The following is a 24739-nucleotide window of genomic DNA, read 5'->3' on the forward strand; positions in this document are numbered from 1 at the left end:
TCTGCCAACCGGGCGGACCCGGGCTCAGAACTGGGGCGCGAGATCGCGGGCGAACCGGTCCACCTGGCCCGCGTACGGCGCCGCCGCCCCCGCGGAAGGCACGCTGACCAGCACCAGCACCCCACCGGACGCCGTACCGGCCCGAGCCGTGACCGTGCCGGCCGGCTGGGACTTGAAGACCTCCGGGATGCCCTTCGGGTACACCGCCGCGGCGACTTCGCCGCCCGGGACCGGGAACCCGGCGGACCGGGACACCGTCGAACAGGCGCCACCCGGGACGGCCTGGGCGGCGACGAAGTGGCCGGGGAGCTCGCCAGCGAGGGCAGTGGCGAGCTCCCCGTCCACCTGTTCGCACCCGGAGGCGCCTTCGGCCAACGGGCCGGTCTTCCCGTCCCCGTCACCCCCCTGCTGAGGTGGCTGGGCCGAGAAGTTCGGTGACTCCCCGCCGACTTCAGGACGCATCGGGCCGTCCCCGGGTTGCCCGGAGCCCCGCCCCGCTTGCGCGGGTGCGGCGTTGTCCGCCGCGGTCATCGACTTGGGGATACCCCCGGACAGCTGGCCGTAGACGCCGAACCCGGCGACGACCAGCACGACGGCCCCCACCCCGGCGGTGATCCGGTTGCGGCGCCGGACGCTCTGGCGGCGGGATTCGCGGACGACGTCGCCCTCGGTGAACGACGGTTCGGGGGCGTCCCCGGGCGCGGCGGAGAACAACGAGCGCAGCTCCTGCTCATCCATTGGTCTCCACCTCCCGTTCGAGGACCTGCCTCAGGTTCGCCAGCCCGCGCGCGGTCTGGCTCTTCACGTTGCCTTCGCTGCAGCCCAGCGCCTTCGCCGCGCCGGTCACGTCGAGCCCTTCGAAGAACCGCATGACCAGCACCGCGCGCTGCTTGGGCGGTACTTCCTTCAACGCCGCGAGCAGGTCCTCCCTGGTCGCGACGAGGTCGTCGAGGCCGGGCGTGTCGTCGGACGGCTCGGGCAGCGTCTCGGTCTGCCACTCGCGCCGCCACGGACGCCGCGATTCGTCGATCGACGCCCGGACGAGCGTCTTGCGGACGTACGCGTCGGTCGCCGCGCGATCCCTGATCTTCTTCCACCTCCGGTGCAGTGCCACGAACGCCGTCTGCGCGAGGTCGTCCGCACGGTGCCAGTCGCCGCAGAGCATGTACGCGGTCCGGCGCACGGCGTCCCGCCTGGCGGCGAAGTACTCCGCGAACTCCTGCTCGTCGCGCTGGTCCACGCGCAGTCGTGCTCCGCTCTGTTGTCGTCCGGCCGTAAGACGGAATCAGGGGCGTCCACGGTTGCACGGACCGGGTGGGTTCGACCACTCAAGGGCGCATTGATCCCCGCGACGAGGGTGTGATGTGATCGCAACGTGACCTTCGACCCGCCCGTACTGGACTTCCGCTCCGACACCGTCACCCGGCCGGACGACACGATGCGGGCGGCGATGGCCTCCGCCGAGGTCGGGGACAACGTCCTCGAACGCGACCCGACGGTCGCCGAGCTGGAGGAGCGGGCGGCGCACGTACTGGGCATGCCGGCCGCGCTCTGGGTGCCGAGCGGGACGATGGCCAACCTGATCGCGCTGAGCCTGCACCTGCAGCGCGGCGACCGGTTCCTCGCCACCCGTGGCGCGCACGTGCTGGTCAACGAGCTGGGCTCGGCGGCGTGGCTGGCCGGCGGCATGCCGGACATCCTCGAGCACGACGGCGGCCCGGGCCGCCCGTCACCCGACTCCCTCGCGGCCGCCATCGGGCAGCCCGGACCGTACTTCACCTTGCGGACCTCGCTGCTCTGCCTCGAGAACACGCACAACGCCGCCGGTGGCGCGGTGACGCCGCCCGACGAGCACGCCCAGCTGCTGTCGGTCGCCAAGGAAGCGGGCCTGACCGTGCACCTCGACGGCGCCCGGCTCTGGCAGGCCGCGGTCGCGCTCGAAGTGCCACCGGCCGCGCTGACCGTCGGCGTCGACACCGTGTCGGCCTGCTTCAGCAAGGGCCTCGGCGCACCGGTCGGCTCGGTCGTCGCGGGCAGCGCGACCTTCGTGGAGCGGGCGCGCCGGATGCGCCAGATGCTCGGCGGCGGCGTCCGGCAGGGCGGCGTCCTGGCCGCGGCCTGCCTGATCGCCCTCGACCGCATCCCCGACCTGGCCGAGTCGCACGAGAACGCGCAGCGGCTCGCCGAAGGCCTGCGCGAGTACGGCTGGCCGACCAACGTGCCCGACACCAACATCGTGCTCGCCGAGGTCCCCGACATCCCGACCGCGCTCGCCTGGCTCGACTCGCTCGGCATCCGCGCGGTGCCGATGGCGGGCAAGGTCCGGTTCGTCACCCACCGGGACCTGAGCGCGACCGACGTCGAAGAAGCCCTGCGCCGGATCAAGACCGGCGCCTGAGGAAGGTCCCGGGGGACAGCGTGAACTGGATCGTGTTCGACTACGGCGACGTGCTCAGCAAGCCGAGCGCCGCCCTGCCCGACCTGGCCGCGGCGATGGGCGCACCGCTGCCGGAGTTCCTGAAGGCGTACTGGGAGCACCGGATCCCCTACGACGCCGGCAGCACCCCGCTCGAGTACTGGCAGGCCGTCGGCAACGCCGTGGGCGCGCCCGTCGACGAGGCGCTGGCCGCCGAGCTGACCCGTGTCGACGTCCAGGGCTGGGGTCACCTGGAGCCGTCGTCGGCGGCGCTGCTCGAAGCGCTTTCCGAAGCCGGGGCGAACCTGGCGCTGCTCTCGAACGCGCCGGTCGCGTTCGGCGAGTGGGTCCGCGCGCAGGAGTGGGCGCGGTACTTCCGCGTCACGCTGTTCTCGGGCGACGTCCGGTGCGTCAAGCCGGACGCGAAGATCTTCCGCCTCCTGCTCGACGAGCTCGGCGCCGAGCCCGCCGACTGCCTGTTCTTCGACGACCGCGAGTCCAATGTGGAGGGTGCGCGGGCGGTCGGGCTCCGCGCGCACGTGTGGAACGGGGCCGACGCGGCCCGCGCCTGGCTCGGCTGACAAATCACCCGCACCGCACGGCCGCCTACCCGCCGTGATCTCCATGACCTAGGCTGAGCGTCCCCACACTCCCCGGTAGGTGCGCATGGCGACGAGCGAACGACCTTCGGCCCACGTCGACTTCGAACGGCCGAGCATCGCTCGCGTCACCGACGCGCTACTGGGCGGGCAGAACAACTACGAGCCCGACCGCGCCGTCCTGCGGCAGCTGACGGCGATCGCGCCGGAAGCCCCGGCGATGGCGCGGGAAACCCGGCAGTGGCTGGTGCGCGCCGTCCGCTACCTGACCGAGCGGCTGGCCGTCGACCAGTTCCTCGACCTCGCCGCCGGCTTCCCGGCGCCGGAAAACACCCACCAGGTGGCGCAGAAGTACAACCCGGAGGCGCACGTCGTCTACGTCGCCGACGACCCGGTGGTGAAGGCGCACAGCCGGGCCCTGCTCGTCGACAACGACTTCACGCACGTCTGCGGCACCGACCCGCTGAACCCCGGCGAAACGCTCGCCGGGGCCACCCGGTTCATCGATTTCGACCGGCCGGCCGGGCTCGTGCTCTGCGGGGTCGTCGACCACATCGCCGACCTCCAGCAGGCGCAGCAGGTGGTCAAGTCCTACGTCGGCGCGCTCGCGCCCGGCTCGTTCCTGCTCCTGCTGCACCGGCACAACCCGGACGACGGCTCCGAAGCGGCCGCCGTCGCGACCGCCCTGCAGGACCACCTCGGCCGCACCGGGCTCGACACGCGCTACCGCACGCGGACCGAGATCACGTCGTTCTTCGACGGCCTCGACCTGCTCGAGCCCGGGCTGACCGCGCCGCACCTGTGGTGGCCGGACGGGCCGCGCCTGGCGCCGCTGACGCCGGTCAACTGGACGGCGCTGGGCGGCGTGGCGCGGATCCCCTGACTTCAGTAGCGGTTGATGCGCCGCGGGTCCTTCTTGCCGCCGGTGACCGCCTTGTAGCCGGCGGCGCCGAGGAAGGCGATGCCGCCGATGATGGCGATCCACAGGACGGCCTTGAACACGAAGCCGATCACGGCGCCGAGCACCATGAACGCCACCCAGGCGACGATCAGGCCGCCGACGATCTTCCAGAACATGGCTCCTCCGACTCTTCCCCGTGGCCCCACCGGCCCGATGACTCCACACTGCCACCTGACGCGGTGAAACTCCCCTCGTCGAGCCAACGTTCGGGGTTTATTCAGGGTTCCCCCTGGCCAGCCAGTCCCCCAGCCGCCGGACTCCCTCGTCGATGTCCTCGGCGCTGCCGGCGAAGGAGAACCGGACGTACTTCCCGCCGTCGACCGGGTCGAAGTCGACGCCGGGCGTGATGGCGAGCCCGGTGTCGGCGAGCAGCCGCTGGCACCAGCTCAGGCTGTCGTGGGTGTACGCGCTGACGTCGGCGTACGCGTAGAAGGCGCCGTCGGCCGGGGCGAGCTTGCCGAGGCCGATCCGCTGCAGTCCGGCGAAGAGGCGATCCCGGTTGGCGCGGTACCGCTCGACGTGCGCGTCGGCCTCCGCGTACGCCTCGGGTGTGAAGGCGGCGAGGGCCGCGTACTGCGAGACGGCGGGCGGGCAGATGGTGAAGTTGCCGGTCAGGACGTCGATCGCGCGGTGCAGCCGCTGCGGGGCGAGCATCCAGCCGAGCCGCCAGCCGGTCATCGCGAAGTACTTCGAGAAGCTGCCGAGCACGATCGGCTCGCGGCCGTACTGCCACGCGCAGTCCAGCTCGGCACCGTAGGAGATGCCGTGGTAGATCTCGTCGCTGATCAGCTGCACGCCGTGCGACGAGCACCAGCCGGTGATGGCGGCGAGCTCCCCGGGCGGCAGCACGGTGCCGGTGGGGTTGCTCGGGCTGGCGACGATCAGGCCGTCGATCGGGCCGAGCTCGTCGAGCAGGGCGACGGTCGGCTGGAAGTTCGTCTCGGCGGTGGTGGCGAACTCGACGACCTCGCAGCCGAGGACGGAGAGCAGGTTGCGGTAGGCGGGGTAGCCGGGCCGCGCCATGGCGACCTTGGCGCCGGGGTCGAAGGCGCTGAGGAAGGCGAGCAGGAAGCCCCCGGAGGACCCGGTGGTCAGGACGACGTCGTGCGCCTGGACGTCGACGTCGTACTTCCGCTGGTAGTGCCCGGCGACGGCCTCGCGCAGCTCGGGGATGCCGAGCTGTTCGGTGTAGCCGAGGGTGCTGTTCCCGAGGGCTTTCTGCGCGGCCTCCCGCACCGGTTCCGGCGCCGGAGCGGAGGGCTGCCCGGCCGCGAGCGAGACGAGATCGCCGTGGCTGCGCTGCCGGGCCCCGGCCGCGGAGAGGACGTCCATGACGTGGAAGGGCGGCACGCCGGCCCGCAGCGCGGGCCCGGCGAAAGCTCCGAGGTCGGCCATGGGGCCAGGCTAGTAGCCGCGGTAGGCACCACCGTGGGCCATGGCCTTGATGCCGGGCACGTTGTCGAGGCTGCCGTACCGGTCGAAGGAGTACCGCACGCCGGCGATGATGTTGTCGACCGGGTTGTAGATGTTGTCGTGGCCGGGCAGCTTGTGGGCGTTGAAGGTGGAGTCGATGCACTGCATCAGCCCCTTGGACGGGTGCCCCGCGGCCGCGTTGCTGTCCCAGTTGTTGATGGCGTTCGGATTTCCGCCGGATTCATGCTGGATGATCGCCCAGATCTTCGGGATGTCGGCGTCCGTCACCGGGATTCCCGCGGCCTGCAGCGCCTTCATGGCCTCCTGGATCCACTGCTGGACGTTCCCCGGCGGCGGCGACGAAGGCGGGCCGCCGCTCGGGCCGAGGCCGCCGCCGCCCCCGCCGCCACCGCCACCGCCGCCCCCACCGCCGCCGCCGTGGGAGGAGCCGTTGCTGTGGATGCCGCCCGTGCTCTTGGGGGCCGCTGCCGAGCTGCTCGGCAGGGGGACCTGGTCGTAGCCGCCCTCGATCTGCTGGGACATCAGCTGCTGGGACGCCTTGATCGCCGTGTCGGCCTGGGTTTGCAGGCCGGTCACGTCGCCGTCGAAGCCGGCCGTGATGGTGTGGATGTCGGTCTTGGCGGTGGCCAGGATCTCGTCGGCGCTGGGGCTGGGCCCCGGCTTGCCCTCGTCGTGCGCCTTCTTCGCCGCGGCCAAGGCGTTGTTGATGTCGGTCTCGGCCTTGGCGTTGCGCTCGTTGACCGCCTTCTCCGCGGCGAGCTGCTTGTCCCCGACGTTCTTCTTGATCTGGTCGAGGGTCCGCGCGAGGTCGTCGAGGTCCTTGGCGACGTCCTCTAGGTGGGTCTGCACCTTGGTGCCGGCGTCGCGGACCTGCCGGACGTACTGGAAGAACTGGTCCGCCGCCGGCCCCGCCCACACGCTGCCGTTGAGCGCGTCGGTCGAATTCTTCAGGGACGCGTTGTGGTCACCGGCATTCTTGCCCGCCTCGCGGAACTGCGCGGCGGCCGCGGTGATTTTCCCCAGATCGACCTTTTCGACCTGGTCGACCTTCTTCATGAAGGCGTCCCAGTTGTCCGGCGTTCCGGCGCCGCCCCCGTTCAAACCCACTGTGGTGCCCCCTGCTTACTTGTCGACGTGCAGTTGCAGATCGCTCGCGCCGACCTGGTCGGTTTCGGCGATCAGCCCGGCGGCCTTGCGCATGGCGTACCCCAGCGCCTCCATGTGCCTGCCCGCGGCGTCGAACTGGTTGTGCACGCCGTCCTTGAACTTGCCGACCGCGCCGTGCGCGTCGCCCGTCTCGTCCATCCCGCCGAAGGGGCTTTCCTTCTCGTGGTCCAGGCCGGTGACTTTCTGCTTGGACTTCTCGAACTCGTCCTTGAGCTTCTCCACCTGGCCGGCCGCGATGGCCATCGATTCGGTGTCGTAGACAGGCACGGTTCGTCATCCCCTTCGGAAACTTGTCTCCGCCCGATCGGACGTCGCCATGACCAGGACGGTTCCCGCGTTCACCTTAGGACTTCACCCGGTGCGCGGGTACGGATCTCCGCCAACTCCACCCCAGCGGGGATCAGGCCTCCGCCACCAGCTCCCGGATCCTCGTCGCCAGCAGCACGTTGTCCGCCGGGGTGACGGTGGCCCACTCGCGGCCGTCGCCGTCGCGGCCCACCTGGAACAGGTAGCGGCCCGCGTCCGTGTCGAAGAACGCCACCACCCGGCCGGCCCGGTGCACCACGCCGTCGCGGGAGGTCCGTTCCGCACCGAACTGGCCGCGGGCCTCCTGGCCCAGCAGCATGCCCGAGAGCTCCTGGGCCTGGAACAACGGGATTCCGCGGTCCTCCAACGCCGTGACCAGCGCCTTCGCGTCGCCCTTCGCCGCCGCGTCGGCGGACTTCACGACTTCGTACGGCAGGCTGACCGTCTGGCCGATGCCGGGGCCCAGGTCGCCCGCCACCGAGACCGCGGCCTCCGCCAGGCCGTCCTCGGTGGCCGGGATCAGCCACACCTCGCCGTTGTCCACCACCCCCAGCACCGCCTGGCCGCGCAGGCTGACCGCGCGGCCGCGGATTTCGCGCTCCGCCCACACCCACACGTCGACGGCGGTCTGCGGGCGCGCCAGCAGGTGCAGCAGGTCGGCCAGTTCGCCGGACACCCGCCGGTTGCGGGCCAGGCGCCGCTCGCTCAGCGACGCCCAGGCCGACTCGACCAGCTCGAGCCGCTCGCCGCGGGTGGTTCCGGCACTCGGCACGTCCAGCGCGACGTGCCGCCGGGGCAGTTCGAAGGATTCCCAGAGCACGTCGAACTCGAGGGCCGACAGGACGAGCGACACGGTCAGCGCCCGTCCCCGCCGTGGTCGCCGAGCACGTCGGGGGAAACCATCCGCTGATCGGCGAACAGGTCCTGGTCGTCGACGCCGTAGCGGCGGACGTGTTCGGCGTCCTCCTCCTGCGGGGCCGCCTCCGACAGGAACTTCGACTCGCCGGGCCGCTGCTTCGGGCTGATCTGCTCCGACTTGCGCAGCGCGACGGCTTCCTCTTCGGGCAGCTCGCCGACCGGCAGCGGCCGCACCGGGCCCTTCGGCTGGCTCTTTTCGCGCCGCTGACGCTCCTTGTCGCCGCTCAACGCGCCGCCGGCCACGCCCGCGCCGATCGCCGCCGCGCCGGCGCCGATGTCGCCGGGGGTCGCGCCGGGCTTGGGGACGAACCCGCGCTCGCCGGTGTACTGGCCGGGCTGGAGCGGGGCCTGCGGCATCGCGCCAACCGTGCGGCCCTTGGCCAGCAGGCCGTCCGGGCCGCGGCCGGTGGAGCTGTCGATGCCGGTCGCCCCGCCGGGCGCGCCGCCGCCCCCGCCGCCACTCCCGGTCCCACTGCCACTCCCGGTCCCGCCGCCGAACGACTTGATCGGCGTCGTCGCGGGGGGCGAGCCGGGCGGCTGCGCGCCGGGCGGGCAGAACGGGTCACCCTGGCCGCCGGTCCCCGGGCCGGGGAAGCCGCGACCGGCCGGATCACCGGAGGTGCCGCGGCCCGGGGCCTGGACCCAGCCCGGCCCGGGCTGGGTGACCGGCGGCTTCGCGCCCGACGGCGTCGTCGACGAACTCGGTGTCGTGGCCTGGGCGGCCGCGGCGCCGATCGAGCCGGTCTGGCGCGCCGGCTCCTGCGGCGCGGGCCGGGAGGGCTGCTGCGCCGCGACGCCGTAGACCGGGGTCGGCGGATCGGCGCGCACGGTGTGGGACACCGGCTGCACCACCGGCGGGTCGACGTGCACCGACCGGACCTTGTCCGAAGCCGGCTTCACGCCGCCGTCCGGGGTCACCGCGACCGAGGCGCCGGCGACGTCCAGCACCCCCGGCGTGATGCCGGGGGCGGCCAGCTTCAGCGACTCCGGGTCGGACAGCGTCTGCGTCGAGAGCAGGTTCGCGCCGCTCTGCTGGGCGTACTCGTTCAGGGCCTGCTGAGCCTGGGCCTTGGCGTCGTTCGCGGCCTCGACCTGCCGGGCGTGGTCGGTCTCGAAGCCGATGAGGCTCATCAGCACGCCGTCGGTGAGGGTGAAGCCGCCGGCGCCCTTCCGGACCGTCTCGGCGTCGGGCAGCTTGTACTTGGTCCGGTTGAAGGCCTCGCCCTGCTCGAACACCATTTCCGCGGCGTGCGCGACCTTCGTGGTGGCGTCCTGGGAGAAGCCGGCCTGCTCGGTGAACACCTGGCTCGCCGCGCCGCCGGCCTGGCTCTGCCACTCGACGCCGAGCTCGAGCAGCTGGGCGCGCAGCGTCTGGTCGGTGTGGGCGAGCGCGGTCGCGACGGCCTTCAGCGCGTCGACGGCGGTGCCGATGCTGCCGGTGCCGTCGCCGTTGATCATCCGGGTGATCTGGTCGGCGATCGCGGTGTTGGTCCAGCCGTCGAACCGGTGGTTCTGGATGCCGGCCGCGAGCTCGGAGAATTCCACGCGCCCTCCCTAGTTGCGTGCTTTCAGGGTCTGCAACGCCAGGTCGGCGGCGCGGGCCGACATGTCGCACAGCTGCGGCTGCGTGAGCTTGCCGCGGGTGATGGCGAAGGTCTGGACGGCGAGCGTCTGCCCGTTCGCGACGCCGACGAGCGTCTCGCAGTCGGCGGGGTCGCCGGCCGCGCGGTAGTTCGTCAGCGCCGGGTAACCACCGATGGTCTTCGGCTCGGTGGTCATGCTGTTCTTCTTGCGGGTGCCGGTGATCCACTGGCCGAGGTCCGCCGACACGGCCCGCACGTGGTAGGCGTGCACCGGCTCGGCGCCGTCGGCGTCGAACACGCAGGTCCGCCCGTCCTCCTCCGGCACCTTGCGGGGGACGCTGGTGATCTTGAGCGCGTCGAGCTGCACCTGCGGGAAGATCTCGCACAGGTCGACGTCCTGCAGCGTCAGGTCGGCCGGCCGTTGCGGGAGCTGGGCGGCCTTGGCGCTCTGCGAAGCGGCCGTGGCGGCCGTCTCGACCGGGTACGGCGTGCCTTCGGTGCCCGCGGAGCAGCCGGCGAGCGCCGCCGTCGCGAGCACGCCTCCGGCTATCCGGTTACGCACCGTGCTTGCCGCGGTCACCGAACACCGCCGCCTTCTCCTCTTCGCTGACCTTGTAGTCCTTCGCGGCCGCGCGCAGCTGCTCGACCAGGCGCTTCAGGCCGGCGACGTACTCGCGGACCTGCCCGGCGTAGGAGCGGTCGCCGTCGGCGATCAGGGTGTTCCAGGCCTGGACCGACTGCGTGCTGATCACGTCGGCGGACGGCGCGTCGATCCGCAGCTGGCCGAGCCGGGTCAGCAGCTGGTCTTCGAGGGCGTTGGCCTGCTCTTCGACGATCCGGGCCACGTCGAGGAGCTTGTCCGGGTGGACCAGGACGTCCGCTGCGGCCGGGGCCACTGGGATGGCCGAACTGAGGTCTTGCGGGGGTCCGGGTGGCGGAGCCCCCGGCCCGGGGCGAAGCCCCGGAACAACGCTGTCGTACGAGGGTCCTGACATGCGCTCCCCTGACGTCATACGGACAGTGACCGGCCGGTTCCCGTCGAGGCTACCAACGTGGGTGTAGTAGCAGCCTGAGTTTGGACGAAGAGCACGCCCGGCCGGTTCCCCCGATCCGTGGAATCAGGCGCGCTGTTTCGCCGTCGGCGCGCCGACCTCGCCGTTCGCCGCCTTCAGCGCGATGTCGGTGCGGTGGTGCGAGCCCGCGAGGTGAACCTTTTCGACGGTCTCGTAGGCGTGCTTGCGCGCCGACTTGAGCGTCTTGCCGGTGCCGACGACCGACAGCACGCGGCCGCCGGCGGAGACGACGGCACCGTCGTCACGGCGGCGGGTGCCGGCGTGCAGGACGCCTTCCAGCTCGGCCCCGGTGATGACGTCACCGGTGCGCGGCTTGCCCGGGTAGCCGTCGGCGGCGATCACGACGGTGACCGCGGCGCCGCCCGCCCACTCCAGCGGCGGGTGCTCGGCGAGCTTGCCGGTGGCGGTGGCGTGCATGAGCCCAGCGATCGGGGTGCGCAGCAGCGCCAGCACGACCTGGGTTTCCGGGTCGCCGAAGCGGCAGTTGAACTCGATGACCTGCGGGCCGTCGGAAGTCAGCGCAAGGCCGGCGTAGAGCAGGCCGGAGAACGGCGCGCCCCGGTTCACCAGCTCGTCGGCGACCGGCTGGACGACGGTCTCGACCAGCTCGTCGACCAGGTTCTCGGGCGCCCAGGGCAGCGGCGCGTAGGCACCCATGCCGCCGGTGTTCGGGCCGGCGTCGTCGTCGCCGACGCGCTTGAAGTCCTGCGCGGGCAGCAGCGGGACGACGGTGTTGCCGTCGACGAAGCAGAACAGCGAGGCCTCTGGGCCGTCCAAAAAGGACTCGAGGAGGACGGGGTGCCCGCCGTCGAGCAGCATGATGGCGTGCTTGCGCGCGACGTCGATGTCCGGCGTGACGACGACGCCCTTGCCGGCGGCGAGGCCGTCGTCCTTGACGACCCAGGTCGGGCCGAAGCGGGCGAGCGCGGCATCGAGCCGGGCGGGGTTGTCGACGACCTCGCTGCGCGCGGTCGGCACGTTCGCGGCGGCCATGACGTCCTTGGCGAAGGCCTTGGACCCTTCGATCCGCGCGGCGGCGGCCGAGGGACCGAAGCAGGCGATGCCGGCCTTGCGGACCGCATCGGCAACGCCGGCGACGAGCGGCACCTCGGGCCCGACGACGACGAGGTCGGCCTGCCAGCTCTTGGCGAGCCCGGCGACCGCTTCGGGATCGGCGGCCTCGACACCGAGCTGCTCGGCGACGGCGGCCGTCCCGGCATTGCCGGGCGCACAGGCCAGGGCGGTGACGGCGGGGTCGCCGGACGCCGCGAGGACGAGTGCATGCTCCCGGGCGCCGGAGCCGATTACCAGTACGCGCACGCCGCACAGCGTATCCGGCCGGGTTCGCGGGGGACATCGCGCCGTCGGCAGGGCGGGGTTGGTGGGGCATTCGGACTGTCGCCGGGTCAGGTGTTGGTGGGACATCGGACCGTCGCCGGGTCAGGTGTTGGTGGGACATCGGACCGTCGCCGGGTCAGGTGTTGGTGGGACATTCGGACCGTCGCCGGGTCAGGTGTTGGCGGGACATCGGACCGTCGCCGGGTCAGGTGTTGGCGGGACATCGGACCGTCGCCGGAGGCAGGTGTTGGTGGCTGGGGTGCGCGGCGATCCACAAGTCTTCGGGGGTGTGGACAGCTCGGCCTTCAGTGCCCGCGAGCCAAGGTTTTCGTCCGACCCCGCCGATACGCTGGAAGCGGGGGCAGCCCCCAGGGAGGGCGGGCCGCGCCCGTGGGGACCTGCCGGCTGACCGCCCGCCACCCACTGCGGGAACCCGGCCCACCGACCGCCGGACTCGGCCCGCCTGCCGGCACCAACCTCGGCGACCAGGGGCGTGCCGCAGGCCACAGCCAGGCGAACAGGAGTCCACGCGCCGTTTACCGCGTCGACCTTCCAACGACGTACTTCGGACGCTTGCGACATCGAGGGTGGCGCGGGTAGTCAGGGCACACCCTGTGTGAAAAGAGGTCACCAGATGAAGCGCAAACGTGTCGGCCTGCTCGCGCTGGCCGGGCTGGTGTTGCTGAGCGTCACCGGTGTTGTTGCTGGGCCGGCCAGTGCCGCCGCAGTGTCCGATACAAGCGGGGGGTCCGCCGATGCGGCCGCGCGGGGGCGGGGCCACCATGATCCCGTGATCATCGGACACCGCGGCGCGCCCGGGTACCGGCCGGAGCACACCCTCGCCTCCTACGAGCTCGCCTACCGGATGGGCGTCGACTGGGTCGACGTCGATCTCGTGCCCACCAAGGACGGCCAGCTCGTCGCCCGGCACGAACCCGAGATCGGTGGCACCACCGACGTCGCGAAGCACCCGGAGTTCGCGAACCGCAAGAAGACCGTCGTGCTCGACGGGGTCACCACCACCGGGTGGTTCACCCAGGACTTCACGCTGGCCGAGCTGAAGACGCTGCGCGCGGTCGAGCGGATCCCGCAGAACCGGCCGCACAACACGCTCTACAACGGCCGCTACCAGATCGCCTCCTACCAGGAGGTCCTCGATCTGACCAAGCGCCTCGGCCGCGAACTGCACCGGACGCTCGGCACGTACCCCGAGGTCAAGCACTCGACGTTCTTCCAGTCCATCGGCAACCCGACCGAGCCGAAGCTGGTCGCGATCCTGCAGCGCAACGGCCTCGACCGGCCGGACGCGCCCGCGATCATCCAGTCGTTCGAGGTGTCGAACCTGATCGCGCTGCACAAGCAGGTCCGGACGCCGCTGCTGCAGCTGACCTCGGCCTCCGGCGCCCCGGCGGACTTCGTCGCGAACGGCGACAAGCGGACGTACGCGGACCTCGTCACGCCGCAGGGGCTGCGCGAAGTCGCGAAGTACGCGAAGTACCTCGGGCCGGACAAGGCGCAGGTCATCCCGCGGGACAAGGACGACAACCTGGGCGCCCCGACCGCGCTCGTCGCGGACGCGCACAAGGCGGGCCTGAAGGTGCAGCCGTACACCTTCCGGAACGAGAACCCGTTCCTGCCCGCGAACCTGCGCTCGTCGGCCGCGCCGGACGCCTTCGGTGACGTCTTCACCGAGGAGGCGGCGTTCTTCCAGGCCGGCGTCGACGGCTTCTTCGCCGACCAGCCGGACACCGCCCTCGAGTCGCTGCACGCGTTCCTGGGCCGTTAATCGCTTTCCCGCGAAGGGCGCTTCCGTGGACGCTGGCTCCATGGAAGCGCCCTTTTCCGGTGTCGTGCTGGTCAGCCGCGGTGACGAGACGCTGCTCGCCGAAGCGTCCGGGTACGCGCACATCGCCCACGGCATCGAGAACACGATCGACACGCGGTTCGCCATCGCCAGCGGTACCAAGGGGTTCACCGCGCTGGTCGTCATCGGGCTCGTCGCCGAGGGGTACCTCGAGCTGCCGACCAGAGCGCGGGACGTGCTCGGCGACGACCTCCCGCTGATCGACGACCGCGTCACCGTCCAGCACCTCCTGACGCACACGTCCGGCATCGGCGACTACTGCGACGACGACAACCCGCCGGAGATCCCGCCGCGGCTCGTCACGTCGGCCGACTACCTGGCCGCGCTCGACGGTTTCCCGCAGCAGTTCCCGCCCGGCGAACGGTTCCACTACAACAACAGTGCGTTCGTCGTCCTCGCCCTGATCGCCGAACGGATCGCGGGCATACCTTTCGCCGACCTCGTGCGGACGCGCGTCACCGAGCCCGCCGGGATGACCGGCACGGCGTTCCTCCGCGCGGACGCGCTGCCCGCCCGGACGGCCACCGGCTACCTCGAAGACGGCCGCAGCAACGTGTTCAGCCTGCCGGTGGTGGGCCACGGCGACGGCGGGATCTACAGCACCGCCCCGGACTTCCGGAAGTTCTGGCGCGCCCTGTTCGAGGGCCGGATCGTGCCGCTCGGGTGGGTCGAGAAGCTGCAGCGCGGCGACCGCTACGGCCTCGGCTTCTGGCTGCCCCGGCCCGGCGTGGTCCGGCTGGAGGGCGGCGACCACGGCGTCGCGTTCCGGAGCACGCACCAGCCGTCGTCGGGCGTCACCGCGACCCTCATCTCGAACAATCACCGAGGTGGCGGGCCCCTGCTGCGCCGGTTGGACGAGTTCTTGACGAAGGCTTGACACCCTCCGGCACCGGGGCTACCTTCGGCGAATTCAATGGTCTGGCCGCATACCTTTCAAGAGGTGCCCGATGGATGTTTCCGACCAGCAGACCACCCCCGACCACGCCGACGAAGACAGCGCCCGCCTGCACCAGCTCGGGTACGCGCAAGAGCTCAAACGGACGATGTCGGCGTTCTCGAACTTCGCCGTGTCCTTCACGATCATTTCGATCCTCTCCGGCTGCCTCACGCTCTACAAGTTCGGCATGCAGACCGGCGGACCGGCCACGATGATCTGGGGCTGGCCACTGGTCGGCGTGTTCGTCGTGCTGGTCGGGCTCGGCATGGCCGAGGTCTGCTCCAGCTACCCGACGGCCGGCGGGCTCTACTACTGGGCCGCGAAGCTGGCACCGGGCAGGTCCGGCCCCGCGTGGTCGTGGTTCACCGGCTGGTTCAACCTGATCGGCCAGATCGCGGTCACCGCGGGCATCGACTTCGGCGCCGCACTGTTCCTCAACGCCTTCCTCGACCTGCAGTTCGGCTTCGAGGCGACGCCCGGGCACACGATCCTGCTGCTGGCGATCATCCTGGTCGTGCACGGCCTGCTGAACACCTTCGGCGTGCGGCTGGTCGCCATCCTCAACAACGTCAGCGTGTGGTGGCACGTGGTCGGCGTGCTGGTGATCGTCGGCGTGCTGGTCTTCGTGCCGGACAAGCACCAGGACGCGTCGTTCGTCTTCGGCAGCTTCGTCAACCAGACCGGCTGGGGCTCGTCGATCTACGTCTTCGCACTCGGGCTGCTGGTCGCGCAGTACACGCTGACCGGGTACGACGCTTCGGCGCACATGACCGAGGAGACCAAGAACGCGGCCAAGGCCGGCCCTCGCGGCATCGTTACGTCGATCGTGGTCTCGCTGATCGCGGGCTGGATCCTGCTGATCGGCCTGACCTTCGCGATCCAGGACTACGACGGCGCGGTCAACTCCGCCACCGGTGTCCCGCCCGCGCAGATCTTCATCGACGCCACCGGCGCGGTCACCGGCAAGTTCCTGCTGCTGATCTGCATCGGCGCCCAGCTGTTCTGCGGCATGGCGTCGGTGACGGCGAACTCGCGGATGATCTACGCGTTCGCCCGCGACGGCGCGATCCCGGGCTCGGGGTTCTGGCACAAGATCAACAAGCGGACGCAGACGCCGACCAACGCCGTGTGGCTCGCCGCCGGCGGTGCGCTGATCCTGGCCCTGCCGTACCTGTGGAGCGCCACGGCCTACGCGGCGGTGACGTCGATCGCCGTGGTCGGGCTGTACGTGGCGTACGTGATCCCGGTGTTCCTGCGCGTCCGCCGCGGCGACTCGTTCGAGCCGGGCCCGTGGACGCTCGGCCGCTGGGGCAAGCCGATCGGGATCGTCGCGACGGTGTGGGTGGCGCTGATCTTCGTGCTCTTCATGCTGCCGCAGGTTTCGCCGGTGACGGGCGCTTCGTTCAACTACACGCCGATCGCGTTCCTCGTGGTGCTCGGCGGGGCCGCCCTGTGGTGGGTGGTTTCGGCCCGGAAGTGGTTCACCGGGCCGAAGGTCCAGGGGTCCGAGGCGGAACTGGCCGCGGTGGAACAGGAACTGAAGGACCTCGGCTGACGTCCGGCGCGAGGTGGCGCGGGAACCGCCGGGCTTCCGCACCACCTCGCGCGCTCACTCAGTCGCCTGACCGCCGCCGGCCAGGCCCCCCGGACAGCCCTACGCGGCTGTCCGGGAGGCGGAGTTTCACGTGGTCGCGGGCCGGGACTCGGTAACCGACGGGGTGTCGTCCTGCGCCGGGGCGCGGTGGCCGGGGCGGACCACCGTCACCGCTGCCGCTCCCAGGGCTCCCACCGCCGCGAAGGCGTAGAAGCCCCACGGGTAGGCGATTCCCGCCGTCAGCAGGGCGCCGCCCAGGAGGGGGCCGGAGATCGCGCCGATGCGGCCGATGCCCGCCGACCAGCCCAGGCCCGTGGCCCGGATCGCGTCCGGGTAGATGCGGCCGATGTACGCGTACACCAGCACCTGGGCGCTGAACACGAAGCAGCCGGTCAGGAACACCGCCGCGTACAGCCCCACCGCCGGCAGTTTCACGCTCAGCAGGGCGAGGAACACCGCGCCCGCGCAGAACCAGACGATGGCCGACGGGCGGATGCCGACGCGGTCGGCGACCCGGCCCGCGACCAGCAGGCCCGCGATGCCGCCGGCGTTCAGCGTCAGCAGCAGGCTCAGCGCCGCACCCAGCGGGTACCCGGCCTGGCGCATGATCTCCGGCAGCCAGGTGTTCAGGCCGTAGACCAGCAGCAGGCCCATGAACGAGGTGACCCAGAACGCGATCGTCGCGCGCAGCAGGCCGCCGCGGAACAGCCCGGCGACGGCGTGCCCCGCCGACCGCTCGGTCTCGCGGACCTGCTGGAACGTCTCGGACTCCGGCAGGTACTTCAGCATCAGCGGGACCAGGACCAGCGCCGGCAGCGCGCCGGCGACGAACATCGCCCGCCAGCCCAGCGGCGAGATCAGCACGATGCCCAGCAGCGCGGTCAGCACCGCACCGACGTGGTAGCCGGTCATCACCGTGGTCGTCGCGCTGCCGGCCTTGCCCCGGCTCGCGTACTCCGTGACCAGCGTGATCGCCGTCGGCAGGCAGCCGCCGAGGCCGAGCCCGGCGACGAACCGCAGCAGCCCGAAGACGAACGTCGACGGCGCGAACGCGCACAGCAGGGTGCACAGCGAGAACAGCGTCACGGAGATGATCAGGGACTTCCGGCGGCCGATGACGTCGGTGACCGTGCCGATCGCCAGCCCGCCCAGCATCATCCCGGCGAGCCCGACGGTGGACACGATCGACGCCGTGGCCGGTGTCAGGCCCCAGACGTGGCCGCGGAGCAGCACGGGCAGCACTGTGCCGAGCACGACCAGGTCGAACCCGTCGAGCAGGACAGCTGTCCAGGCCAGGGGCACGACCCAGCTGCGGGTGCCAGGGGACATCGGAACCTCCGGAAGTGCGTCGGTGCACGTCTTCCGCACACGTGTGCGGATTGCGAACGAGTATGCACACCACCACCGACAGAATCCATCGCCCTTCCGCTCACCGGAAGCCGGGCAAGGCGGCGCGACCTGCGGAAAGATCACCCAGGTGGAAATCCTGACGCTGATGGGCGTGCTCGCCGGCTCGCTGGCCCTGACCGCGCTCGCCCGGCGCTACAACCTGTCGGCGCCGTTGCTGGTGGTGGTCGTCGCGCTCGGCGTCGCGCTGATCCCCGGCGTGCCGCGGCTGGAGCTGGAGCCGGAGCTGGTCCTCACCGTCGTGCTGCCGCCGCTGCTCTACTCGACGTCGCTCGAGAGCTCGCTGACGCACTTCAGGCGGGCGCTGCGGCCGATCGTCGCGCTGGGCGTGGTGCTGGTGGCCGTGACCGCGGTGGTCGTCGCCGTGGTCGTGCACCTGCTGCTGCCGGATGTGCCGTTCGCGTCGGCGCTGGTCCTCGGGGCGGTGGTGGCGCCGCCGGACGCGGTGACCGCGGTGGCGATCGGCCGCAAGCTCGGCCTGCCCCGGCGGGTGATGACCGTGCTGACCGGGGAGAGCCTGGTGAACGACGCCGCCGCGCTGACGCTGTACAAGGTCGCGCTGGCCGCGGTCGCCGGCACCGCGGGCTCGGCCGGCCACGGGTTCGCGGTGTTCGGCGTGGCGACCGTGCTGGGCATCGGGGTCGGTCTGGCCATCGGCGCGCTCGTGGTGCTGATCCGGCGGCAGTTCGACGACCCGCTGGTGGAGTCGGCGTTCGGGATCATCGTGCCGTTCGCCGCGTACGTCACCGCCGAACACCTGCACCCCATCAGTGCGGACTTCAGCGGGTCCGGGGTGCTCGCCGTCGTCGCGGCGGGGCTGCTCCTCGGTCACCGCGCGCTGTACGCGTCACCGGCGACCCGCATGCAGGACAGCTCGGTGTGGGCGTCGATCGACGTCCTGCTGGAGGCGCTGGTGTTCGCGCTGATGGGGCTGCAGCTGCCGTTCGTGCTCGAAGGAGCACGGCACGCGGCCCGCGACAACGGCACGCTCGTGCTGGTGGCGGTAGCGGTGCTCGCGGTGACGATGCTGGTGCGGATTCCCGCGGTGTTCGTCTCCGCGTACCTGCCGCAGACGGTCCGCCTCTTCGGCCGAGACCGCTCGGCGCCGTCGTGGCGGACGCTGGCGGTGGTTTCGTGGACGGGCATGCGCGGCGTGGTGACCCTCGCCGCGGCCGCCGGTGTCCCGGCGGGCACCCCGGGACGCGCGGAGATCCAGCTCTTCGCGTTCACCGTGGCGATCGGCACGGTGCTCATCCAGGGGCTGACCCTGCCGCCGCTGATCCGGGCGCTGAAGGTCGAAGACCCGGCGGAAGCATCGCGGGACGAAGAAGAAGAGCTCGCCGCGCGTGAAGTCGCGAAGAAGGCGGCGCAGGAGCGATTGCGCGAGATCGGCCACGAGCGGCTGGCGTCGCTGGACCTGCCCCAGGAGAAGGTGGACCGGCTAAAGGAGCGGCTCCAGCGGTTGATCGACATGCGCTACCGGTTCGCCAAGGCGGCGATCACGCTGTCCGGCGAGGAACACGCCGGCAGCCCGCAGGCACAGTTCGCGAAGGCCCGCCGGGAGCTGCTGATCACCCAGCGCAAGGCGATGATCGAGGAGAACCGCGCCGGCCGCCTCGACGACGAGGTGCTGCGGAAGGTCCTGCGGGAGCTGGACCTGGAGGAGCTTTCGGTGTCGGCGACGCTCACGAACCGGATGAGCTGAGCGCCGCCCAGGTCCGGAGCCGCTCTTCCGCGGAGCGGATCCCGGTCTGGGTCAGGACGACGTCGGTGGCGCCGGCGTCGTAGTAACGCCGGATCCCCGCCGCGACGGTCTTTTCGTCGCCGATCAGGGCCAGCTCCACTGGGTGGTCCACGCCTTCGGCGTCGAGGATCTTCCGGTACGACGGGATCTGCCCGTAGACGGCCATCTGCTCGGCGGCCAGCGCGCGGACGGCGTCGGGATCGTCGGTGACGACGGCGGGAACACCGGCGATGATCCGCTTGCCGTCGGGGAGGGCCGGGACGATCCGCTCGGCCAGGGCTCTCGGCCCGGCGAGGTAGGGGAAGGTGCCGTCGGCCAGCTCCCCGGTGACGGCCAGCGCCTGCGGCCCCATGGCGGCGACGATGACCGGGACGTCGGTCCCGCCGGCCACTGTGGACGGTCCGAGCGAGTGGGCGCGCACGGTCTCCCCGTCGAAGTCGACGGCTTCCCCGGCGAAGGCCTGCCGGAGAACGGTCAGGTACTCGCGCAGGTGGCGGATCGGCGGCGGGTAGTCGATCCCGTAAACGGGCCCGAGGAAGCCTTGGGAGCCCAGGCCGATCCCGAGCGTGAACCGGCCACCGGTGGCGGCCTGCGCGGTCAGCGCGGCGCTCGCGACCAGCAGCGGGTGGCGCGGGTAGGTGGGCACGACGGAGGTGCCGACCTCGATCCCGGGCACTTCCCGCCCGGCCAGCGCGGCGACCGCGACCGCGTCCTGGCTCAGCGGCAGCTGGGAGAACCAGACCGACTTCAGCCCGGCCTCGGCGGCCTGGCGGGTCTGCGCGATGAGCTCGTCGACGAGGTTCGGCGCCCGGTCCGTGTCACCGGACGGCAGCGCGACTCCGATGGTCATGATCCCAAGCTAGCGAGCGCTGCCACCGGGAAGCGGGCTTCCCAGGAATTGAGAACCCGAGCGGCCGAAGGTGAATTCGCCCACCCTGAAGCGAAAGCCGATCTTCAGGAGAGCCCATGTCGCTGACCGAAGTCATCGAAGGCACCCGCCGGGCCGTCGACGCCGATCCGCACAACGCCGCTGTCTCCTTCAGCGTTGCCAACACCCTCAAGCCCGGTACCAGGACCGAAGTCGAGGTGAAGGTGCGGGACCACGCTTTCACCGTCGACGAACCGGCCGCGCTCGGCGGGACCGACCAAGCCGCCAACCCCGTCGAGTACGCGCTCGCCGCCCTCGGCTCCTGCCAGGTCGTCACCTACCAGTTCTGGGCGGCGAAGCGCGGGATCCCGATCGACTCCATCAAGGTCACCGTCGACGGGGACCTCGACCTGCACGGCTTCTTCGGCTTCTCCTTCAACACGCGCCCCGGCTTCGGGGACGTCCGCGTGTCCGTCGAGCTGGAGGGGCCGGCGAGCCGGGAGCGCTACGAAGACCTCAAGCGCGAGGTCGACGAGCACTGCCCGGTGCTCGACCTGTTCCGGAACGAAACGCCCGTCAGCACGAAGCTGACCTAGACGAACTGGTGCCGCACGATCGTCTGCTCGCGGCCCGGGCCGACGCCGATCGCGGAGATCCGGGCGCCCGACAGCTCTTCCAGGCGCTCGACGTACGCGCGGGCGTTCGCCGGGAGCTCCTCGAACGTGCGGCACGCCGAGATGTCCTCGAACCAGCCCGGGTGCTCTTCGTAGATCGGGATCGCGTGGTGCACGTCGGTCTGCGTCATCGGCATGTCCTGCGTGCGGAATCCGTCGACTTCGTAGCCGACGCACACCGGAACCTTCTCCAGGCCGGACAGCACGTCCAGCTTCGTGAGGAAGTAGTCGGTGATGCCGTTGACGCGCACCGCGTACCGCGCGATCACCGCGTCGAACCAGCCGGTGCGCCGTGAGCGGCCCGTCGTCACGCCGAACTCGCCGCCCTGCTTGCGCAGGTACTCGCCGGACTCGTCGTGCAGCTCGGTCGGGAACGGGCCGGAGCCGACGCGTGTGGTGTAGGCCTTGAGGATGCCGAGCACCGTCGTGATGCGGCCCGGCCCGATGCCCGAACCCGCGCTCGCGCCGCCGGACGTCGGGTTCGACGACGTCACGAACGGGTACGTGCCGTGGTCGACGTCGAGCAGCGTGCCCTGCGAACCCTCCAGCAGCACCGTTTCGCCGCGCTCGAGGGCCTGGTTCAGCTGCAGCCGCGTGTCGGCGATGCGGTGCGCGAACTTCTCGCCCGCCGCCAGCACCTCGTCGGCGACCTGGTTCGCCTCGAGGGCCTTGCGGTTGTAGACCTTCACCAGCACCTGGTTCTTGAACTCCAGCGCGGCTTCGACCTTCTGGCGGAAGATCTTCTCGTCGAGCAGGTCCTGCACGCGGACGCCGACGCGGGCGATCTTGTCCTGGTAGCACGGCCCGATGCCGCGGCCGGTGGTGCCGATCTTGCGGCTGCCGAGGTAGCGCTCGGTGACTTTGTCGATGGCCACGTGGTACGGCATGATCAGGTGCGCGTCGGCCGAAATCAGCAGCTTGGACGTGTCCACGTCCCGCGCTTCGAGGCCGGAAAGCTCCTCCAGCAGCACGCCGGGGTCGACCACCACGCCGTTGCCGATGACGTTCGTCACGCCCGGGGTGAGGATGCCGGAGGGGATGAGGTGCAGGGCGAAGTTCTCACCGTTCGGCAGGACGACCGTGTGACCGGCGTTGTTGCCACCCTGGTAGCGGACGACCCACTGGACGCGGTCACCCATCAGGTCGGTGGCCTTGCCCTTGCCTTCGTCTCCCCATTGGGCACCGATGAGCACGATGGCCGGCATGTGACACTCCAGGTGTTCGACGACTGAGGTTAAGTGTCCCGGACGGACACCGGTGGCGCTGAAGAAATGCCGGTGCATGAGCGTAACGGAGGACCTGCGGGTGCGCGGAATCGTGGTGGCCTGTGGCGAGGACGCGGCCGGCTTCGAAGAGGTCGACGACGTCGAGTCGATCCGCGTCCCGAGCCGCCCCGGCAAGGCGGAAATCGACCCCTTGCTGGGCGAACACGATCACCTGGTGGTCTCGGGCACGGACGCCGACCTCGCCGCGGTCGTGCTGCGACTGCTCCGGAAGGACGCGCTCTCGGGCGTGTCGGTCGGGTTCGTGCCGTCGTCGCCGGACTCGGTCGTCGGCGCGCTCTGGGGCCTGCCGAAGACGCCGCTGCAGGCACTCGCGCTGGCGTTGCGCGGCGAGGTCGACCCGGTGCCGCTGATCCGCGACGACGTCGGCGGCGTGGTCGTCGGGCGCGGGCAGCTGCGGCTGGTCCGCGGCGTGGCCTACGCCGACGAGCAGGTGGCGCTGCGCGGGCCGGCCGCGTCGATCGAGGTGACGCCGGACCCGGGCGGCCCCGGCCTGGCCGTGCGGGTGGTGAAGGGCACGCTCTTCAAGCGGCCGTCCACGCTGTACTCGCGGGCGTTCCAGATCGGCTGCATCCCGACCCGCCCGGTGCGCGACGACGTCGTCTTCGAGCGCGCGGTGAACAAGTGGACCTGGTACCGGCACACCGAGGACCTGCGGCTCGTCCGGGGCGCAGTCTGAGCCCTACGGTGATCCGCGCGTCACGCGGTGTTCATTGACGGGCAGCAACATGTCACCTATACGTGTTGTACGCGCCACTCCCGTGCTTCAGGGTTAGCTGTCCCCACCACTGACACGGAGGCAGCAAAATGCCAACCAGGCGTGCTGTTCGTCATTCGTTCACTGTCCTCGCCGTCACCGCGGTGCTGTCCGGCACCCTGGCCGGCGTCGCGGACGCGACCCCGCCGGGCATCCCCTCGGCCACCACGGCGAAGTCCGAGCTCACGGCCCTGACCGTCAAGGCCGACGGCTCGCAGACCGGCTACAGCCGCGACAAGTTCCCGCACTGGATCGACCAGGGCGGCAGCTGCAACACCCGCGAAGTGGTGCTCAAGCGCGACGGCACGAACGTGGTGACCGACTCCGGCTGCGCCGCGACCTCCGGCAAGTGGGTCAGCCCCTACGACGGCGCGACCTGGACCGCGGCGTCCGATGTGGACATCGACCACGTCGTGCCGCTGGCGGACGCGTGGCGCACCGGCGCGTCGTCGTGGACGACCGCGCAGCGCCAGGCGTTCGCGAACGACCTCACCGACCCGCAGCTGATCGCCGTGACCGACAACGTGAACCAGGAGAAGGGCGACAAGTCGCCCGACCAGTGGAAGCCGCCGCTGGTCGGCTACTGGTGCACCTACGCGAAGATGTGGGTCGCGGTGAAGTACAAGTTCAAGCTGACCGTCAACGCCGCCGAGAAGACCGCCCTGACGGACATGCTCAACCGCTGCTGACGCCGGTACGCTCGGGCGGTGCGGATCCTGTTCACGTGCCGCCCGGCGTACGGCCACCTCTTTCCCCTGCTCCCCTTGGCGAACGCGGCACGCGCGGCGGGGCACGACGTCGTCTTCGGCACCGGCGAGGAGTTCCTGCCGAAGGTGCGGGAGCTCGGGTTCGAGGCCCACCGCGTGGGGATCTCCATCCGCGACGCGGAGGCCGAAGCCCAGCGGCGGCACGGCGCGGACGCCGGTTTCCTCGAACTCGGCATCACGGTTTTCGCCGAGCTGCTGCCGCAGTCGACCATGGCCGACCTGCGCCCGCTGCTGCCGCGGCTGCGCCCGGAGCTGGTGGTCTACGAGCAGAGCGACGTCGGCACCGGCGCGCTGGCCCAGCAGGCGGGCATCCCGGCCGTCTCGCACGTGATCGGCCGGTCGATGCCACCGGAGGTGCTGTCCGTCGCGGCCGAACGGCTGGCCCCGCTCTGGGGCACGCTGCCCGCGGACGCCATGCTCGGCGACGCCTGCGTCGACGTCTGGCCGGACAGCGTCCGCGATCCGGGGACGGCAGCCGTGCCGAAGGTGTTCCGGATGCGCCCGACGCCGTACGACGCCGCCGTCCCGCTGCCACCGCTGCCGGAAGACGGCTTCGCGTACCTGACCCTGGGCACGGTGGTGTTCGGCGCGACGCAGGTGCTGCGCGGGGCGATCGCCGCCCTGTCACGGCTGCCGGTGGACGTCGTCGTGGCGGTCGGCCCGGGCGACCCCGCGGCGCTGGGCCCGGTGCCGGAGAACGTGCGGGTCGCCGGGTTCGTGCCGCAGGCCGAGGTCCTGAAGCACGCCGGGCTGGTGGTGCACCACGGCGGCACCGGGACGGTGCTCGGCACCCTCGCCGCCGGCCTGCCGCAGCTGATCCTGCCCCAGGGCGCCGACCAGTTCGCCAACGCGGAGACGCTTTCGGCCCTCGGCGCGGCAAAGGCGCTGGTGGGCGACGCCATCCGGATCCCCGCGATCGAGGCGGCGGCCCGCGAGCTGCTGGACGGCTCGGCCGCGCGGGAGGTCGCGCGGGGCATCGCGGCCGAGATCGCCGTGATGCCCGCGCCCCAGGTGGTGCTGGGCGAGCTGGTCGCCTGGGCGGGCTGAAT

The 24739-nt window shown here is 71.4% G+C and carries 25 protein-coding genes; 11 read left to right on the forward strand and 14 right to left on the reverse strand.

What is annotated here, in order from left to right; translation table 11 throughout:
* Positions 1 to 24: 24 nt before the first annotated feature.
* Both ACWEGE_RS22825 and ACWEGE_RS22830 read right to left on the reverse strand, forming a co-directional pair.
* Positions 25 to 738 carry a hypothetical protein gene (locus ACWEGE_RS22825; protein ID WP_449662451.1) on the reverse strand — a complete coding sequence of 238 codons (714 nt, stop codon included), beginning with the start codon at positions 736 to 738 and terminating at the stop codon, positions 25 to 27.
* A complete protein-coding gene (locus ACWEGE_RS22830) occupies positions 731 to 1240 on the reverse strand; it encodes a SigE family RNA polymerase sigma factor (protein WP_449662452.1) in 510 nt (169 codons plus the stop codon). Before ACWEGE_RS22830 ends, ACWEGE_RS22825 begins: the two co-directional genes overlap by 8 nt.
* Before the next feature lie 135 nt (positions 1241 to 1375).
* Here ACWEGE_RS22830 and ACWEGE_RS22835 point away from each other — a divergent pair, with 135 nt between their 5' ends.
* From ACWEGE_RS22835 to ACWEGE_RS22845, 3 genes are all read left to right on the forward strand, one after another.
* A complete protein-coding gene (locus tag ACWEGE_RS22835) occupies positions 1376 to 2398 on the forward strand; it encodes a threonine aldolase family protein (RefSeq protein ID WP_449662453.1) in 1023 nt (340 codons plus the stop codon).
* Positions 2399 to 2418: 20 nt separating this feature from the next.
* Positions 2419 to 2997: an HAD family hydrolase gene (locus ACWEGE_RS22840; RefSeq protein WP_449662454.1), complete on the forward strand. Its 579-nt coding sequence runs from the start codon at positions 2419 to 2421 to the stop codon at positions 2995 to 2997.
* Positions 2998 to 3082: 85 nt separating this feature from the next.
* Positions 3083 to 3898 carry an SAM-dependent methyltransferase gene (locus tag ACWEGE_RS22845; protein WP_449662455.1) on the forward strand — a complete coding sequence of 272 codons (816 nt, stop codon included), beginning with the start codon at positions 3083 to 3085 and terminating at the stop codon, positions 3896 to 3898.
* A 2-nt stretch (positions 3899 to 3900) separates the two neighbouring features.
* Here the strand turns inward: ACWEGE_RS22845 and ACWEGE_RS22850 are convergent, their stop codons facing one another.
* The 9 genes from ACWEGE_RS22850 to purD all read right to left on the reverse strand — a co-directional run bounded on the left by ACWEGE_RS22850 (position 3901) and on the right by purD (position 11777).
* Positions 3901 to 4092, reverse strand: coding sequence for a hypothetical protein (locus ACWEGE_RS22850; RefSeq protein WP_103347849.1), 192 nt, complete (start codon positions 4090 to 4092; stop codon positions 3901 to 3903).
* Between the two features lie 97 nt (positions 4093 to 4189).
* Positions 4190 to 5371 (reverse strand): pyridoxal phosphate-dependent aminotransferase, encoded by a 1182-nt coding sequence (locus tag ACWEGE_RS22855; RefSeq protein WP_449662456.1) that lies wholly within the window; start codon positions 5369 to 5371, stop codon positions 4190 to 4192.
* A 9-nt stretch (positions 5372 to 5380) separates the two neighbouring features.
* The gene (locus tag ACWEGE_RS22860) at positions 5381 to 6517 is read right to left on the reverse strand and encodes a transglycosylase SLT domain-containing protein (RefSeq protein ID WP_449662457.1); all 1137 of its coding nucleotides are present in this window, start codon (positions 6515 to 6517) and stop codon (positions 5381 to 5383) included.
* Positions 6518 to 6532: 15 nt separating this feature from the next.
* A complete protein-coding gene (locus ACWEGE_RS22865; RefSeq protein ID WP_449662458.1) occupies positions 6533 to 6844 on the reverse strand; it encodes a hypothetical protein in 312 nt (103 codons plus the stop codon).
* 133 nt (positions 6845 to 6977) lie between these two features.
* Positions 6978 to 7736, reverse strand: coding sequence for an ESX secretion-associated protein EspG (locus ACWEGE_RS22870; protein ID WP_449662459.1), 759 nt, complete (start codon positions 7734 to 7736; stop codon positions 6978 to 6980).
* 2 nt (positions 7737 to 7738) lie between these two features.
* A complete protein-coding gene (locus tag ACWEGE_RS22875; protein ID WP_449662460.1) occupies positions 7739 to 9346 on the reverse strand; it encodes a hypothetical protein in 1608 nt (535 codons plus the stop codon).
* Positions 9347 to 9355: 9 nt separating this feature from the next.
* Positions 9356 to 9922 carry a DUF3558 domain-containing protein gene (locus ACWEGE_RS22880; RefSeq protein ID WP_449662513.1) on the reverse strand — a complete coding sequence of 189 codons (567 nt, stop codon included), beginning with the start codon at positions 9920 to 9922 and terminating at the stop codon, positions 9356 to 9358.
* 16 nt (positions 9923 to 9938) lie between these two features.
* Complete coding sequence (locus tag ACWEGE_RS22885) at positions 9939 to 10280, reverse strand: hypothetical protein (RefSeq protein WP_449662461.1); 342 nt, start codon at positions 10278 to 10280, stop codon at positions 9939 to 9941.
* Positions 10281 to 10502: 222 nt separating this feature from the next.
* On the reverse strand, positions 10503 to 11777 hold the full coding sequence (gene purD / locus ACWEGE_RS22890; RefSeq protein ID WP_449662462.1) for a phosphoribosylamine--glycine ligase: 1275 nt from the start codon (positions 11775 to 11777) through the stop codon (positions 10503 to 10505).
* A 652-nt stretch (positions 11778 to 12429) separates the two neighbouring features.
* Here purD and ACWEGE_RS22895 point away from each other — a divergent pair.
* The 3 genes from ACWEGE_RS22895 to ACWEGE_RS22905 all read left to right on the forward strand — a co-directional run bounded on the left by ACWEGE_RS22895 (position 12430) and on the right by ACWEGE_RS22905 (position 16151).
* On the forward strand, positions 12430 to 13581 hold the full coding sequence (locus ACWEGE_RS22895; RefSeq protein WP_449662463.1) for a glycerophosphodiester phosphodiesterase: 1152 nt from the start codon (positions 12430 to 12432) through the stop codon (positions 13579 to 13581).
* A 40-nt stretch (positions 13582 to 13621) separates the two neighbouring features.
* Positions 13622 to 14536, forward strand: a complete 915-nt coding sequence (locus tag ACWEGE_RS22900) for a serine hydrolase domain-containing protein (protein WP_449662464.1) — start codon at positions 13622 to 13624, stop codon at positions 14534 to 14536.
* 70 nt (positions 14537 to 14606) lie between these two features.
* Positions 14607 to 16151 carry an amino acid permease gene (locus ACWEGE_RS22905; protein WP_449662465.1) on the forward strand — a complete coding sequence of 515 codons (1545 nt, stop codon included), beginning with the start codon at positions 14607 to 14609 and terminating at the stop codon, positions 16149 to 16151.
* Between the two features lie 126 nt (positions 16152 to 16277).
* Here the strand turns inward: ACWEGE_RS22905 and ACWEGE_RS22910 are convergent, their stop codons facing one another.
* The gene (locus ACWEGE_RS22910; protein WP_449662466.1) at positions 16278 to 17519 is read right to left on the reverse strand and encodes an MFS transporter; all 1242 of its coding nucleotides are present in this window, start codon (positions 17517 to 17519) and stop codon (positions 16278 to 16280) included.
* Positions 17520 to 17667: 148 nt separating this feature from the next.
* Between ACWEGE_RS22910 and ACWEGE_RS22915 the strand changes: the two genes are divergently transcribed.
* Positions 17668 to 19302, forward strand: a complete 1635-nt coding sequence (locus tag ACWEGE_RS22915; RefSeq protein WP_449662467.1) for a Na+/H+ antiporter — start codon at positions 17668 to 17670, stop codon at positions 19300 to 19302.
* On the opposite strand, the gene ACWEGE_RS22920 is transcribed toward ACWEGE_RS22915, so the two are convergent.
* Positions 19283 to 20191, reverse strand: a complete 909-nt coding sequence (locus tag ACWEGE_RS22920) for a TIGR03564 family F420-dependent LLM class oxidoreductase (protein WP_449662468.1) — start codon at positions 20189 to 20191, stop codon at positions 19283 to 19285. The genes ACWEGE_RS22915 and ACWEGE_RS22920 overlap by 20 nt on opposite strands.
* A 116-nt stretch (positions 20192 to 20307) precedes the next feature.
* Between ACWEGE_RS22920 and ACWEGE_RS22925 the strand changes: the two genes are divergently transcribed.
* The gene (locus ACWEGE_RS22925) at positions 20308 to 20805 is read left to right on the forward strand and encodes an OsmC family protein (RefSeq protein ID WP_449662469.1); all 498 of its coding nucleotides are present in this window, start codon (positions 20308 to 20310) and stop codon (positions 20803 to 20805) included.
* Here ACWEGE_RS22925 and ACWEGE_RS22930 read toward each other — a convergent pair.
* Positions 20802 to 22088: an adenylosuccinate synthase gene (locus tag ACWEGE_RS22930; RefSeq protein ID WP_449662470.1), complete on the reverse strand. Its 1287-nt coding sequence runs from the start codon at positions 22086 to 22088 to the stop codon at positions 20802 to 20804. The genes ACWEGE_RS22925 and ACWEGE_RS22930 overlap by 4 nt on opposite strands.
* A 76-nt stretch (positions 22089 to 22164) precedes the next feature.
* Between ACWEGE_RS22930 and ACWEGE_RS22935 the strand changes: the two genes are divergently transcribed.
* From ACWEGE_RS22935 to ACWEGE_RS22945, 3 genes are all read left to right on the forward strand, one after another.
* Positions 22165 to 22845 (forward strand): hypothetical protein, encoded by a 681-nt coding sequence (locus ACWEGE_RS22935; protein ID WP_449662471.1) that lies wholly within the window; start codon positions 22165 to 22167, stop codon positions 22843 to 22845.
* A 128-nt stretch (positions 22846 to 22973) separates the two neighbouring features.
* A complete protein-coding gene (locus ACWEGE_RS22940) occupies positions 22974 to 23612 on the forward strand; it encodes an HNH endonuclease family protein (protein ID WP_449662472.1) in 639 nt (212 codons plus the stop codon).
* Between the two features lie 18 nt (positions 23613 to 23630).
* Positions 23631 to 24737: a glycosyltransferase gene (locus ACWEGE_RS22945; protein ID WP_449662473.1), complete on the forward strand. Its 1107-nt coding sequence runs from the start codon at positions 23631 to 23633 to the stop codon at positions 24735 to 24737.
* Positions 24738 to 24739 lie beyond the last annotated feature (2 nt).

This window comes from Amycolatopsis sp. NPDC004747 (assembly GCF_053601335.1).